The sequence below is a fragment of the Pseudomonas sp. 203-8 genome, from assembly GCF_020708595.1.
GTDB lineage: Bacteria > Pseudomonadota > Gammaproteobacteria > Pseudomonadales > Pseudomonadaceae > Pseudomonas > Pseudomonas aeruginosa.
This window is the reverse complement of the sequence record NZ_JAJFDF010000003.1, coordinates 637,094-650,608: the sequence shown is the minus strand read 5'-3', so window position 1 is coordinate 650,608 and position 13,515 is coordinate 637,094. Positions and strand designations below refer to the sequence as shown.

Sequence of the window (13,515 nt, the reverse complement as noted above, 5' to 3'; positions counted from 1 at the left end):
ATCTTTTGCTGCTCAGGCGTCAACGCCTTGCTCTTCGGGGTCACACCCTGGCGCTCCGCCTCGAGCTGCTTCACCCAACGGCGCAAGGCCGAATCCACCACCCCCAGCGAACGGCAGGCGTCGATATGGCTGTAGCCTTGGTCCAACACCAGGGCCGCGGCCTCTCGTTTGAACTCGGCGGAAAACGTACGTCGTTGCTTGCTCATCAGACACCTCTCTCACGGCGAGGATTTTCGCCTAAATCGGTGTCCGGGATCAGTAGACCACTACAGGCATTGCTTACAGCAGTGTTCAGCTAGCTGTCTCGGTGATTGATGTGTGCATCGAGCGTCTGATAGGGAGGTTTGTGATCGCCTGTTAACAGACAGGTGGCGTAACCTACCTCGGCATATTTGAGCTCTTCAGTACCGATTAAGGGGCGACAGCTGTAGGTTCTGATCTGTGCAACAGGCCGCTTTTGGCCGATAGCTGCTCTCAGCCAGCGGCAGCATGCACCTCATAGAGAAGGTCCGAAGACGCAGGAGGGGGCGGCCTCCTCTCGATTCGTCGGCGGTTCCCGCGATTCAGAAGTGGCGACTCAGAGCTGCAATTTTCCCTGCACTAAAGCGCGCAGGCGACGCCGAGCGTCTGTCGGGCTGTTGCCGAGATCGGTGAGAGAGACGCCGCGTAGCTCGCTCGCTATGTCCTGCGCCGCCTCTCCGGTCACTGCCAGCGGGCAGTCAATAGCCAGTTGCAGGCGCTCCAGGCGTTTGAACCCTTCGCCGGCCAGCGCGACATGGGCCAAAAGCACCAGGGCGGCTGGCTGCATCGCTTGGCAGAGCAATGGCAATTCCTCCAGTGGCGCGCCTGGTGAAAGGGGCCGGACCTGGACTCCATCGTTGCTGAGCATAAGTGCCATCGCCAGCAATTCGAACTCCCGGAGATTTCCTGTGGCGTCCGACAGCAAGACGTAGGCTTCGCTCGTGCGGCTCATCTGCAGGTGCATGAGGACACGGGAGCGCAGGAAGGCATCGAGAAATAGCCACTGGCTGCGGGAGCCAAAGGTATTGAGCGTCAGAAGGGAGCGCCACAGTGGCTGGAGGATGTCCTCTAGCAGGGTGAGGATCGGGTAGAGGCTGTAGGCCTGGCCGTAAAGACGATCGAGTGTATCTAGGTCGAACGCTGCACTGGCCCGCTCGAACGCTTCGCGCCATTGCAGCAGTTCGTCGTCGGCCTGCTCCGGTTCTGGGCGCCTGGATTTGGCGAGGAGTTCGCCGATCTTGCCGACCGCAATGCCCCGGCTGGACCAGAGCAGGATGTCCAGGATGATCTGCAGATCGCCTCGGGTATACATGCGGTGGCCTCCCTCGGTGCGTATCGGGTTCACCAGACCATAGCGTCGCTCCCAGGCGCGCAGGGTTACCGGATTGACGCCGGTGAGGCGCACGATCTCACGCATGGGCAGCAGGTCAGTGTCGATAATGTCGTTCATGGCGCGGCCAGGGGAGGCGAAGGTACGGGGATTGTAAACCAGCGCCTACGCCCATGAGCGCGCTGGGCATCGCGAAGCTAGCCGACTACCCTAGGCAGATGATTAAAAACCGGACGGGAACGCCGCGATGATCAACGCCAAGCTGCTGCAATTGATGGTCGAAGCCTCCAACGACGGTGTCGTGGTGGCTGAGCAGGAGGGTGATGACAGCATCCTTATCTACGCAAATCGCGCCTTTGAGCACCTGACCGGCTATGCCGTGGATGACATTCTCTACCGCGATTGCCGGTTTCTCCAGGGAGCTGAGCGGCAGCAACCAGGGCTGGCGGCTATCCGCGAAGCAATAAGCAGTGGCCAACCCTGCCGCGAGGTGCTGCGCAACTTCCGCAAGGATGGCACGCCGTTCTGGAACGAACTCTCCATCACGCCGGTACGCAACGAGGCGGATCACCTCACCTATTTCATCGGCATCCAGCGCGATGTCAGTACTGAGGTCGCGGCGCTGGAGCGGGTCAGGCAACTGGAGGCGGAAGTGGCCGAGCTCAAGCGTCAATTGGCTACCGCCGAGCAGGGAAGGAACAGTTTTTTACCAAAATAATTGTACAAAATCTCTTGATTTGTACAATTTTTGCCGTAGGCTTCGATCATGCCTGTACAGAAATTTTAATCTGTACAGAAATTATCGGAGCTTCCCATGTCTTCGTTCCTGCAGCCCTTCGCCGAACGTTTTGCCACGCTGGATGCCACGAGCCTTCATCGGTTGGATGAGCTGTATAGCCAGGATGTGCACTTCCAGGACCCGCTGCACCGGGTGGAAGGGCTAGCCGAGCTGCGCCGCTATTTCGAATCGATCTACCTCAATGTTCGCGAACTGCGCTACGACTTCCATGGTTTTGACGAAGTCGCGCAGGGCAGCGGATACCTGCGCTGGACCTTGAACTTTCGCCACGCGAGGCTGGCTGGCGGCGGACTGATCTCATTGGATGGCTGCAGCTTTCTGCGATGGAGCGAGCGGGTCGATTACCACCGGGATTATTTCGACGCTGGAGCGCTGCTTTACGAGCATCTGCCGGTAATGGGCGGCGTCATCGGCTGGCTCAAGCGGAGGCTGGCATGACCCGCGTCTGGCTGACCGGGGCCAGCAGCGGCATGGGCGCTGCCATGGCCGAACGGCTGCTCGCGGACGGTCACCACCTGGCGCTGACGGCGCGCCGGGCGGAATCGCTCGAGACCTTGGCGCAGCGCTATCCGGGGCAGGTGCTGATAGTCGCCGCGGATATCGCGGACGCGGACCAAGTCGCCGTGGCTGCCCGCTCCATTGGGCAGGCGTGGGGCGGTCTGGATCGTGTCATCTTCAATGCCGGAACCTGCGAATACCTGGAGCCTGGGCTCTTCAACGCCGCCCTGGTGCGGCGCGTTGTCACGACCAATCTCATCGGGACGGCGAATTGCATCGAGGCCGCGTTGCCCTTGCTGCGCCACTGCCAGCGCCCGCATCTGGTGATCATCGGCAGTGCGGTGACCTGGCTGGCCCTACCGCGTGCCGGTGCCTACGGTGCCTCCAAGGCGGGCTTGCGGTACTTGGTGGAGTCGTTGCGGATCGATCTGGCGGAGGAGGGTGTCGACCTCACCCTAGTCAGTCCTGGCTTCGTCGACACACCGCTGACACGGCGCAATGACTTTCCCATGCCGATGCTGTGGCCAGCCCGGCGCGCCGCCGAACATATCGTCGCGAGGCTGGATTCCCGCCCTTTAGAGATCGCCTTCCCGTTTGCCTTCGTTCTGGCGCTGAAGCTGCTGGGCCGGCTGCCGGCGCGCTGGCGCCTGGGCCTGGGGCGGCGCCTGGCGCGTCCGCCGGCGGAGGCCTGAGCCATGCGCATCGCGATCATTGGCAGCGGCATCTCCGGGCTGACCTGCGCCTACCTGCTGGCTCGTCAGCACGAGCTGACCGTCTTCGAGGCTGCCGACTGGATTGGCGGGCATACCCACACCGTCGACATCGATTGGCAGGGGCGGCGTTACGCCGTGGATACCGGTTTCATTGTCTACAACGACTGGACCTATCCGCGTTTCATCCAACTGATGGAACACCTGGGCGTCGCGTCGCGGCCCACGCAGATGAGCTTCTCAGTGCACGATCCGGCCAGCGGGCTGGAGTACAACGGCCATGACCTAAACACGCTGTTCGCCCAGCGGCGCAATCTGCTGTCTCCGGGCTTCTGGGGAATGCTGCGGGACATTCTCCGATTCAATCGCACGGCCCTCGAGGATCTGGCCGAACAACGCATTCCAGCGTCGTTGACGCTGGGCGACTATCTGCGAGCCGATGGCTATGGCGCCCGCTTCATCGATCATTACATCGTGCCCATGGGCGCCGCCATCTGGTCGATGTCGCCGGAGCGCATGCTGGATTTCCCGCTGCAGTTCTTCGTGCGCTTCTTCGCCAATCACGGTTTGCTTTCCGTCAGCGAGCGGCCTCAGTGGCGGGTGGTGGAAGGTGGGTCACGGAGTTACGTAGCCCCCTTGAGCGCGAGCTTTCGCCAGAGCATTCGGCTGTCTTGCCCGGTGCAACGGGTCAAGCGGGACGGGCAGGGGGTGGAGATTCTCAGTGCCGCCGGCTGCGAACGTTTCGACAAGGTGGTGTTCGCCTGTCACAGCGACCAGGTCCTGGGCCTGCTGGACTCCCCTACGCCGCAAGAGCGCGATGTGCTCGGCGCGCTGACATACGCCAGCAACGAGGTCGTCCTGCACACCGACACGCGTCTGCTGCCCAGACGACGTCTTGCCTGGGCGAGCTGGAACTACCGGCTCGGTGGGCCGACGCAGGCGCCGGCCGCGCTGACCTACGACATGAACATTCTGCAAGGCATCGAGGCGCCGGTGACCTTCTGTGTCAGTCTCAACCAGAGCGAGCAGATCGATCCGACCCAGGTGCTGGCGCGCTTCGACTATGCGCATCCCCAGTTCAGCCTGGCGGGCGTGGCGGCACAAGCGCGCCGCGCCGAGTTGCAGGGGCATCACCACAGCTACTTCTGCGGTGCCTACTGGGGCAACGGTTTCCACGAGGACGGCGTGGTCAGTGCACTGGAAGTGGCCGATCACTTCGGAGAGCAGCTGTGAACAGCTGCCTGTGCCGCGGTTGGGTCAGCCACCGGCGGGTCCTGCCGCGGTTGCACGCCTTTCGCTATCCGGTCGGCATGATCCTGCTGGACCTTGCAGAACAGCCGCAGCTACTGCAGCTCTCTCCGTTGCTGCGGGCTAACCGGTTCGCGCCGCTGAGCTGGGATGAACGCGATTATCTGCCGGCATGGACGAGCCAGGGGCTGCCGCTGGCGGAGGCGGTACGTTGTCTGTTGCGCGAGGCCCTGGGCGAAGCGCCCACGGGGCGAATCGAGTTGCTGACCCAACTGCGCAGTTGGGGGCTGTGGTTCAACCCGGTCAGCTTCTATTTCTGTCATGACGCCGATGGCCGTCTGGCCGCCATTCTTTGCGAGGTGCGCAACACGCCCTGGCGGGAGCGCTTTCACTACGTGTTTGCCGTTGCGTCTGGCGCACCGCAGGAGTTTGCGGTGGCGAAGGCGTTTCACGTATCCCCCTTCCTACCACGGCACATGCAATACCGCATGCGCTTCCTGATCGGGGAGTCGCGCGTGCACGTGCACATGGAGAACTGGCATGAGGAGCAATTGATGTTCCAGGCCAGCCTCGACCTGCAACGCCAGACGCTCGACGCCGCTGCGCTGCGCCGTCATCTGCTGGCTTTCCCCTGGATGAGCCTGCGCACCGTCACCGCCATCTACTGGCAGGCCCTGCGCCTGCTGCTCAAACGCATTCCCGTGCATGACCACCAGGCAAGCGTTGACTGCCTGAGTGTCGGGCACATCGTACAGAAGGAGTCCGACCATGACCGACCCCACCCTGAGCGCCGGTAAGGCCCTAATCACTGCCCCGCTGGCGGGAAGCCTGCTGCGGCAGGCAGTCATGGGGCGCCTGCGCCTGTTGCGCCAGGGCTGGTTGCAGGTGCGTCATGGGGAAACCGTGCTGGATTTCGGTGACCGGCTCAGTCCGTTGCGAGCGGTGATCGACGTGCGGAACGAGGCGTTGTGGGGCATGGTTGCCTGCAACGGTTCGATCGGTGCTGGCGAGGCCTACATCCAGGGCTACTGGAGCAGTCCGGACCTGGCGGCGGTGACCCGCTTGTTCGTCGCCAACCTGGACGCACTCGATGCGCTGGAGGGTGGACTGGCCAGGCTGGGGCGCCCGGCGCTCAGGCTGCTGCACTGGCTGAACCGCAACAGCCGGCGCGGTTCGCAGCGCAACATCATGGCCCATTACGACCTGGGCAATGACCTGTTCGAGCGCCTGCTCGACCCCACCCTGATGTACTCCTCGGCGATCTTCTCCAGCCCTGAGCAGGGCCTCGAACAGGCGCAACTGCAAAAACTCGATGTCATCTGCCGCAAGCTGGACCTGCGACCGGAGGACCACCTGCTGGAAATCGGCACCGGCTGGGGCAGCCTGGCGCTCCACGCCGCGACGCATTATGGCTGTCGGGTGACGACGACGACGCTCTCGCGGGAGCAGTATGCCTGTGTCGAGCGACGAATCCGTCATTACGGCCTGGAGGATCGCGTCACGCTGCTGCTGCAGGACTATCGCGACCTGCGCGGGCGCTTCGAAAAGCTGGTCTCCATCGAAATGATCGAGGCCGTCGGCCATCGCTACCTGCCCGAGTACTTTCGTTGCTGTGCGGCGCTGCTCAAGGATGACGGACTGATGCTGCTGCAGGCCATCACCATCCGCGACCAGCGCTACGAGCAGGCTCGTCGCTCGGTAGACTTCATCCAGCGCTACATCTTTCCCGGCGGTGCGCTGCCATCGATCACCGTACTGTTGCAGACCGCCACGAACCACACGCAGCTCAACCTCGTGCAGCTCGAAGACTTCGCCGCCGACTACGCCCGTACGTTGCGGCATTGGCGCGAGAACCTGCGCCAGTCGCGTGCCGAGTTGCTGGAACTGGGTTATGACGAGCACTTTCAGCGCCTGTGGGAGTTCTACCTGTGCTACTGCCAGGGCGGCTTCGAGGAGCGCGCCATCGGCGTGGCGCACCTGCTATGGGCGGGGCCGGCCGCGCGCAAGGCGGCCCTGGTGGATCATCTGGAAGCCTGATGTCTAGCCGCGGCTGGCTGATTGGCAATGCCCTGTGGCTGCAGCTGGGGTGGTGGGGGTGCGTGCTGGGGGCGCAACATGTCGCCTTGCTTGCGGCGGTGGCGGCCGGGCTGATTGCGCATCTCTGGCTGTGTCGGCAAAGGGCAGGGGAGTGCCTGGCAATCCTCACGGTTGGCGTGGCGGGTTGTGTGCTGGATGTGCTGTTGGGTGTGCTCGGCCTGTTCGATTTTCATGGCGAAATCCTACCGGTATGGCTGGCGTTGCTCTGGTTGGTGTTCGCCAGCGGTCTGCGGCACTGTCTTGCATGGGCCGCGAGCCCCGCGTGGTGGGGAGGCCTGTTGGGCGCGGCGGGTGGGCCGTTGGCCTACTGGGGCGGCGCATCGCTGGCCGGTGTTGGTTTGCCCTGGGGCAATGGCGCCTCAGCCGTGGTATTGGCGCTGGTCTGGGCCGTCTGGCTACCCCTGATGCTGAAGCTGGCGCTTCGCTGGTGAGCGCCGGCAGCGCTCGGAGCAATAGCGAACGTCATTCCAGCATCTTGCCCAGCGTCGCCGCCAGGTGAAGGGGTGGCCGCAGACAGCACAGGTCTTTTCCGGCAGATGGGCTTTCTTCATAGCGGCAACTCCGCGTCCAGACGTCTCAGCAGCGCTTCGCCGCGTTGCCAGAGGGCGAGGCAGCGCTCATCGCCCATGCGCTGCAGGTTACGGTAGGGCATGGCCAGGCGAGGGTTGTGCCCGAGACGGTCGCGGTGCCGCATGAGGAAATGCCAGTAGAGCGCGTTGAACGGGCAAGCGTCGTCTTCCGTGGCTTTGTCCACTCGGTAGCGGCAGGCGCCACAGTGATCGGACATCCGCTGGATGTAGCGGCCGCTTGCGCAGTAGGGTTTCGACCCGAGGTAGCCCCCGTCGGCGTGCATCACCATGCCCAGCGTGTTGGGCAACTCGACCCAATCGAAGGCGTCCAGGTAGACCGCCAGGTACCAGTCGCAGATGGCCGCCGGCGCGATGCCAGCCAGCAGGGCGAAATTGCCGGTGACCATCAGCCGCTGGATGTGGTGCGCGTAACCCAGCTCCAGGGTCTGGCCGATCGCCTGGGCCATGCAGCGCATGTCTGTTTGGCCGGTCCAGTAGAATGCGGGCAACGGCCGGCGATTCCCGAAACCGTTGAGCTCCGCGTAATCCGGCATGCGCAGCCAGTAGATGCCGCGGACGTATTCGCGCCAGCCGATCAGTTGGCGGATGAATCCCTCCGCCGCGTTGAGCGGGGCCTGCCCTTGGCGATAGGCCTCTTCGACGTCCGCCGCCAGTTGGCGAACGTCGAGCAATCCGATGTTCAGCGCAGCGCTGATGCGCGCATGGAAGAGATAAGGCTCACCCTCGGCCATGGCGTCCTGATAGTCGCCGAACGCCGGCAGAGCGAACTCCAGGAAGTGCCGCCAGAGTTCCCGGGCTTGCTCGTGAGTCACCGGATAGTCGAAGCTGTCGAGGCGACCGTAATGGTTGCTGAAATATTCGGCCACCAGCGTCATCACTTCGCGGGTGATGGAGTCCTGGCCGAAGCGTGCCGCGAACGGCCCTGCCGTTCCTCGGGGCAAGGGCTTGCGGTTGTCGGCGTCAAGGTTCCAGTGCCCGCCGACAGGTTGGCCACTGGGCTCCATCAGCAGGCCGGTGCGCCGGCGCATCACGCGGTAGAAATGCTCCATGCGCAGCGTCTGGCGATTGCCCGCCCAGTGGACGAACTCGGCTCGGGAGCAGAGAAAGCGGCGATCTTCATGCCAGGCCAGCGGTATCCCGCACTGGCGCAGCGCCTGCTCCAGTCGCCACTCGCCGCATTCGGTGAAATGCACGGCCGGTTCACCCAGGGTGGCATGCCAGCGAAGCACCTCGCCGGCAATGCTGCCGCTGTTGTCGGCATCGTCCAGCCTGGTGTAGATCACTCGCCAGCCGCGTTCCCGCAACGCCTGGGCGAAGTGGCGCATGGCGCTGAAGATGAGCACGATCTTCTGCGGATGGTGGGGCACGTAGCGCGCCTCTTCATTCACCTCCGCCATGAGTATCGTGTCCTGGGCCGGATCCAGTGCATCGAACAGCGACAGATCGAAGCTGAGCTGGTCGCCCAGTAGCAGCCCCAGCCGCCGTGCCTTGTGCGTCACGACGATGGCCTCAGGGCGATCGGGATGCGCAGAGGCTGCACGTTTGTTTCACGGGCGGCGCCCATCTCGTCGTGGACGCAGTGCTGGATCAGTTCACAGGGGAGCGGTCCAAGCTCGGCCAGCAAGGTGCGGACCTGGGTGGTGGAGCGCAGGTGCTGTACCTGTCCGCTTTCGTCGCAGAGTCGTTTCAGGCCGTTGGCCTGGCGCACCTGGACGATGTAAAAGCCGCCTTCCAGGGAGACGACGTCGAGGCCTTCGACCCGACCGGCCGCCGCGGCCTCATGGAGTTCCTGCAACGTCATTTGATGCTCCCCGGTGCGCCAGCCTGGCGGCGGAAGAACAGCGTCACCTGGCCAAGCTCGAAGCCCAGCTTGCTCATGCTCGAGCGATTGATCAGGGTGTCTTCGTCCATGAGGTACATCCAGTCGTCGAAGCTCACTTCCCAGGTCCGGCCATCCACCTCCAGGTTCAGACGATAGCGCCAGCGCAGGGCATTGCCGGCGATTTCCCCGGACGCCTCGCCGACGACATCGGCGGCGCGCCCAAGCCAGCGCCCGTGCCCCTCTGGCGTCAAGGTCCAGACCCGCTGCTGGCGGGTGCCATCGCTATACAGGAAGCGCTCGTCGAGGATTAGCCGCTCGCCCTCGCGGCGGCTGGTGATGTCCACCTTGAAACGCTTGACCACTTCGCCGGACGGCTTCTGGAAAATGCCCCAGGCCTGCACTGGGCCGGAGAAGAATGCCGGCAGGTCCAGCGAGGGACGCTGCGCGGTATATCTCTCGACCCCGACGTTGCCGCAACTGCCCAGCAGGAGACAGCACGAGAGGAGAAGTAAGCGGAAGTTCAGGTTCATGATTCGTCCACTCCGTTCAGGCCCAGCAACTCCCGGCGCAGTTCGGGATTGCGTGTACGCCGGTCCAGCCAGATCGAAAAGAACGCCCGGGCGAATCCGCTATCCGCCACCGCGTGCCGAAACGCTCCATCGACGTAGAACCGGCAGCCTTGTTCAGGCAGGTAGACACCGGTGATCCTTTGTCCGGCGCGCACATCGACGAAGGCCTTGCGCATTTCGGCGGCCCAGCGTGTCAGTAAGCGCTCGTCGTTGGCACCCAGACGCTGCATTTCGTTAACACTGCTTTGCACCAGCGTTTCCAGCGACAGGTCTCGCCGATAGACCAGTTCCAGCGCGAAGGGGTGTTCCCATCCGGCCGGCTTGGCCGCGCTCCATAGGCTCGCGTGGTAGATCGGAACACCGTACCAGGTGAACTGCCCTTGCCCGATCTGCACGGCATCCGGCAGATCCCGCTGCCATTCCGCACATCCAGGCGCGCTCCAGATGCCACACCACAGCGCCATGCTCAGGCCGATTGCACGCAGGAGAAATGACTGACGCATGGGGGCATCTCGTCGTTTGTTTTGCTAATAATTGTACATAAATTTTCAAATGTACAGATTTTGGCGAGGGATGATTCTTCGCAGGCTACTGAGCCACCCTGCGTGGGGCTTGGCATTGGGGACATTCGGCTGCGGGGCTCATCTGGATCGCTGCATTTGAGGCGAACCGGTATCAGAAGGCGAAATCGAACTTGGTTTTTTGCTTGAGTGGTGTTAGCAGTGCCCTGACAACGCCTGCTTTTCTAGCTTGGTCCGAGGCGCTCGCCTCTGGCTGGTAGCAGCCCTTTGCGAGTGGCTACTAGAAGGTCTTTAGCGGTGTGTTACGAGTATCCGCGACCCACCAGAACATTCACTGGGTCAGTCGACCGCAATACGTTTTCGCTCTTATGAAAGGGCGAATCGTGGTGCAATGGCTGCAGTGGTAATTGCAGATGCCAAGCCTCGCCACAAACAGCAGCCTGAACTGCACAGATTTCCAACAGCAGCCCCCTGGCCCACTGACGGAATATCCTAGGCTGCCCGTCGAGACCACGCCCCACAGACTGTAGGCAACTGCTAGTTCAGGCAGGGAGTTGAGCGCGCTTACGCCGAGCCTCGGTTGACCTGGGTCAGCTCTCCCCAGCGCTTCGCCGATAGAGTTTCAAGGCATTGCGGCTTGATGGGAGTGGCCATCGATGGAAGCGAAAGGACACTGCGCAAGTGGCTTCGAGGAGGTCCGCCAGGTGTTCGAGGCGATCTTCGACAATCCAGCCGAGCGCGGCGCCGGTCTGTGCGTACAGGTCGAAGGGGGGACGGTCGTCGATCTGTGGGCGGGTGTCGCCGACCTCCATGGGCAGGTTCCCTGGCAGCGCGATACCTTGGTTAACGCCTATTGCGTGATCAAGCCAGTTACCGCCGTGGCCGCGCTCATGCTGGTAGAGGAGGGCCGGCTGGGGCTGGACGTGCCAGTGTGCGCCTACTGGCCGGCGTTCGCGCAGAACGGCAAGGAGCGAATTACTCTGCGTCAGGTTCTCTGCCATACCAGCGGCCTGCCCGCGTTGCGTCCTCCAGATCGAACCCCAATAATGTATGACTGGGAGGCGATGGTGGAGGCGGTGGCCGCCGAGCCCGCATGGTGGGCTCCGGGGATGGAATTGGGGTACGGCGCGACGACTTACGGGTGGATCCTCGGTGAGCTGATCAGGCGGGTCGACGGCAGGGATTCGCAGGCCTTCATCCAGGAGCGGATCACCCGATCGCTGGGGCTGGAAGTGCATGCGGGCGTGGCGGCGGAGGATTTCCAGCGGATCGCTCACTTCGAGTACGCCGCGGGTCGCCAGGGTGAACACTACGCCCGGGAGCTGCGCGAAATCATTGTCAATCGACCTGGGGATGTCGCTACCCTAGCGTTCACCAATCCAAGCATGTCTTCGAAGAATACCAGCGACCCCCGCTGGTGGGCCTACCACCAACCTGGTGCCTGCAGCCATGCTACTGCCCATGGCCTTGCGGGCTTCTACAGCGCTCTGCTGGGTGGACGCCTCATCGGCACCGAACTGCTGCGCGACTTTCACCAGGAGCAAAGCTGTGGCATCGACCGGACGTTGTGCCGGCCGATGCGCTACGGTTTGGGCTGCATGTTGGAAAACGCTGCCGATCCGGTGGCCTCGTACTGTATGGGGCAGAAGGCGTTCGGCCATGTCGGTCTCGGCGGTCCGGTCGCCTTTGCCGACCCGGAACGTAACCTGAGCTTCGCCTTCGTTACCACCACCATGGGCGGCCATGTACTGATGGATCCACGTCCCAGGGCATTGGCGGAGCGCTGCTATGCTGCGCTGTGAAATAGATAAATGTATGGAAGAGTGGTGGTCGTCAGCGCCGGGTGTGGTTGGCGTTGTAGAAGGGCTCAGTTATGGGGAGGATTGGCCCGCCAAAACACCTCCTTCTCCTGAGTAGCTGAGAGGGGTGAGGCTTGGCTCTCTGTTCCAATCGACATCGCACCTTCAGATCGGAATTGTGAAGTTTGCAAATGGCAGTAAACGGCCGATTGCCACCGCTCTATCAAGCTAGCGCATTGTAATGAGAGAACCTGTTGCTAGGCGTGAACCGGTGGCCCTTTCTTGCCGTTCGCCGGTGCGAACGTAGCCATTTCTGCCTTCCGGCAGGCCCTTTCGGGTAGGGCTTTTACCCTTGTGAACCATTCCCTTCACCTTTCAAGCCATTTCCCCTTTGGGCCATTTGCTCCTGCTACGGCTGCTCATTGAGGAGGCAGGTGTTGATCCAAATCCATGGAGTCGTGTAGCACGCGAACCACCTCGAGCACATGGTCTGTCGCAACCCGGTAGAAGACGAGGTGCCTGGGCCGAACAACCTTACCGACGTTGGGCATCGAGCGGCAGTAAACGAGATGGATACTGCGCAGCCCAGCTCCCAGTTCTTCACGGCTGATGCTGCCTACCTGTTGTGGGTCTGTCGCAACTGCTTCCAGCACCGCCCCTATGAGTGCCTGGTAACGTCGGCGCGCGGCATCGCCGAAGCGGTTGTGGGTGAAGCGCAGGATATCGACGATGTCCGCTTGGGCTCCATGGGAGATGCGGTACTTGGCCATGCTTCAGTGGCTCGCCTGGTTGCCGAGCTCGTCGAGGTATTGGGCCAGGTCGTCGCTGGTGATCTCGTCGTACTCGCCGCGTTCCAGTTGCATCAGCCCACTGGATGTTGCGTTGCGGAGGGCTTCGAGCTTGGCGCTATTCTGGGCTTCCTGTTGCAGCAGCAGGCGCAAGCCTGCCCGGATGACTTCGCTGCGGTTTTGATAGCGGCCGGTCTCCACTAGTTCGTTGATGTCCTGCTCCATCGGATCAGGAAGGACGACGTTTCGAGTTGCCATGGGATGCTCCAGTCCACAGATAGCTAGTGGCATAATATGCCACAGGGCTTGCCATTTCACTCATTTCATCGTATAGCTGGATAGCAGGATGCCTTCCTTTTGGATCCAGGAGATTGATCATGAACGCACACGCAAGCAAAGGTTTCGCCTCCCGGGCCGGTTTCGGTCTGGGCACGTTTGTGCGCTTCTGCCTGCATGATCGCCGTCCAGCTCTACGTTGGGTTAAGCGAGTTAGCCTATTCTTGTTAGCAGCTCTTGTAGTGTCACAGAACTTTATGTGGCTTGCTGGGGTATCAATGACTCTACTGTGTGTCTTTCTGGTGGGGGTTGCCTTAGTTAAAGGGGATATCACCGTCTCCAAAGATTCTCCAAGTCGAGATGTCACAACAATGACTTCTCAAGCTGAAACTGAATCTGTAGCAGAGCTGTTTGACTATCAGGCAGCTCACCACTACCGGGACTAGC

The 13,515-nt window shown here is 62.2% G+C and carries 18 protein-coding genes; 9 read left to right on the top strand and 9 right to left on the bottom strand.

Annotation, left to right across the window (positions count from 1 at the left end; translation table 11 throughout):
• Both LJF27_RS09905 and LJF27_RS09900 read right to left on the bottom strand, forming a co-directional pair.
• Positions 1-206, bottom strand: a 206-nt coding sequence (locus LJF27_RS09905; protein WP_086245387.1) for a transposase, incomplete at its 3' end; no start/stop codon positions are given.
• 371 nt (positions 207-577) lie between these two features.
• Positions 578-1,471 carry a MerR family transcriptional regulator gene (locus LJF27_RS09900; RefSeq protein WP_042931142.1) on the bottom strand — a complete coding sequence of 298 codons (894 nt, stop codon included), beginning with the start codon at positions 1,469-1,471 and terminating at the stop codon, positions 578-580.
• A gap of 127 nt (positions 1,472-1,598) precedes the next feature.
• Here LJF27_RS09900 and LJF27_RS09895 point away from each other — a divergent pair, with 127 nt between their 5' ends.
• The 7 genes from LJF27_RS09895 to LJF27_RS09865 all read left to right on the top strand — a co-directional run bounded on the left by LJF27_RS09895 (position 1,599) and on the right by LJF27_RS09865 (position 7,134).
• Complete coding sequence (locus LJF27_RS09895) at positions 1,599-2,069, top strand: PAS domain-containing protein (protein WP_042931140.1); 471 nt, start codon at positions 1,599-1,601, stop codon at positions 2,067-2,069.
• Positions 2,070-2,165: 96 nt separating this feature from the next.
• Positions 2,166-2,588, top strand: a complete 423-nt coding sequence (locus tag LJF27_RS09890; RefSeq protein WP_033972300.1) for a nuclear transport factor 2 family protein — start codon at positions 2,166-2,168, stop codon at positions 2,586-2,588.
• Positions 2,585-3,340 carry an SDR family NAD(P)-dependent oxidoreductase gene (locus LJF27_RS09885; RefSeq protein ID WP_003123384.1) on the top strand — a complete coding sequence of 252 codons (756 nt, stop codon included), beginning with the start codon at positions 2,585-2,587 and terminating at the stop codon, positions 3,338-3,340. The genes LJF27_RS09890 and LJF27_RS09885 overlap by 4 nt, the downstream gene beginning before the upstream one ends.
• Before the next feature lie 3 nt (positions 3,341-3,343).
• The gene (locus tag LJF27_RS09880) at positions 3,344-4,591 is read left to right on the top strand and encodes an NAD(P)/FAD-dependent oxidoreductase (RefSeq protein WP_033972298.1); all 1,248 of its coding nucleotides are present in this window, start codon (positions 3,344-3,346) and stop codon (positions 4,589-4,591) included.
• Complete coding sequence (locus LJF27_RS09875; protein WP_015503642.1) at positions 4,588-5,403, top strand: DUF1365 domain-containing protein; 816 nt, start codon at positions 4,588-4,590, stop codon at positions 5,401-5,403. Before LJF27_RS09880 ends, LJF27_RS09875 begins: the two co-directional genes overlap by 4 nt.
• A complete protein-coding gene (locus tag LJF27_RS09870; RefSeq protein ID WP_015503641.1) occupies positions 5,375-6,643 on the top strand; it encodes an SAM-dependent methyltransferase in 1,269 nt (422 codons plus the stop codon). Before LJF27_RS09875 ends, LJF27_RS09870 begins: the two co-directional genes overlap by 29 nt.
• Positions 6,643-7,134, top strand: a complete 492-nt coding sequence (locus LJF27_RS09865) for a DUF2878 domain-containing protein (protein ID WP_023111836.1) — start codon at positions 6,643-6,645, stop codon at positions 7,132-7,134. Before LJF27_RS09870 ends, LJF27_RS09865 begins: the two co-directional genes overlap by 1 nt.
• Here the strand turns inward: LJF27_RS09865 and LJF27_RS09860 are convergent.
• Genes LJF27_RS09860 through LJF27_RS09840 form a run of 5 tightly spaced genes read right to left on the bottom strand, consistent with a single transcriptional unit; the run spans position 7,099 to position 10,148 of the window.
• Positions 7,099-7,254 carry a DUF2256 domain-containing protein gene (locus LJF27_RS09860; RefSeq protein ID WP_015503639.1) on the bottom strand — a complete coding sequence of 52 codons (156 nt, stop codon included), beginning with the start codon at positions 7,252-7,254 and terminating at the stop codon, positions 7,099-7,101. The genes LJF27_RS09865 and LJF27_RS09860 overlap by 36 nt on opposite strands.
• On the bottom strand, positions 7,251-8,792 hold the full coding sequence (locus LJF27_RS09855; RefSeq protein ID WP_042931136.1) for a cryptochrome/photolyase family protein: 1,542 nt from the start codon (positions 8,790-8,792) through the stop codon (positions 7,251-7,253). Before LJF27_RS09855 ends, LJF27_RS09860 begins: the two co-directional genes overlap by 4 nt.
• Complete coding sequence (locus LJF27_RS09850; RefSeq protein WP_033972295.1) at positions 8,789-9,094, bottom strand: DUF6482 family protein; 306 nt, start codon at positions 9,092-9,094, stop codon at positions 8,789-8,791. The genes LJF27_RS09855 and LJF27_RS09850 overlap by 4 nt, the downstream gene beginning before the upstream one ends.
• Positions 9,091-9,645: a DUF3833 domain-containing protein gene (locus LJF27_RS09845; protein ID WP_015503637.1), complete on the bottom strand. Its 555-nt coding sequence runs from the start codon at positions 9,643-9,645 to the stop codon at positions 9,091-9,093. The genes LJF27_RS09850 and LJF27_RS09845 overlap by 4 nt, the downstream gene beginning before the upstream one ends.
• Positions 9,642-10,148, bottom strand: a complete 507-nt coding sequence (locus LJF27_RS09840) for a chalcone isomerase family protein (protein WP_003123377.1) — start codon at positions 10,146-10,148, stop codon at positions 9,642-9,644. Before LJF27_RS09840 ends, LJF27_RS09845 begins: the two co-directional genes overlap by 4 nt.
• 713 nt (positions 10,149-10,861) lie before the next feature.
• Between LJF27_RS09840 and LJF27_RS09835 the strand changes: the two genes are divergently transcribed.
• A complete protein-coding gene (locus LJF27_RS09835; protein ID WP_033972292.1) occupies positions 10,862-12,007 on the top strand; it encodes an EstA family serine hydrolase in 1,146 nt (381 codons plus the stop codon).
• Positions 12,008-12,423: 416 nt separating this feature from the next.
• Here the strand turns inward: LJF27_RS09835 and LJF27_RS09830 are convergent, their stop codons facing one another.
• Together LJF27_RS09830 and LJF27_RS09825 are read right to left on the bottom strand one after the other, a co-directional pair.
• Positions 12,424-12,774: a type II toxin-antitoxin system RelE/ParE family toxin gene (locus LJF27_RS09830; RefSeq protein ID WP_003123375.1), complete on the bottom strand. Its 351-nt coding sequence runs from the start codon at positions 12,772-12,774 to the stop codon at positions 12,424-12,426.
• A 3-nt stretch (positions 12,775-12,777) separates the two neighbouring features.
• Complete coding sequence (locus LJF27_RS09825) at positions 12,778-13,050, bottom strand: type II toxin-antitoxin system ParD family antitoxin (RefSeq protein ID WP_003123374.1); 273 nt, start codon at positions 13,048-13,050, stop codon at positions 12,778-12,780.
• 119 nt (positions 13,051-13,169) lie between these two features.
• Here LJF27_RS09825 and LJF27_RS09820 point away from each other — a divergent pair, with 119 nt between their 5' ends.
• A complete protein-coding gene (locus tag LJF27_RS09820) occupies positions 13,170-13,514 on the top strand; it encodes a hypothetical protein (RefSeq protein WP_071536613.1) in 345 nt (114 codons plus the stop codon).
• Position 13,515: the final 1 nt, after the last annotated feature.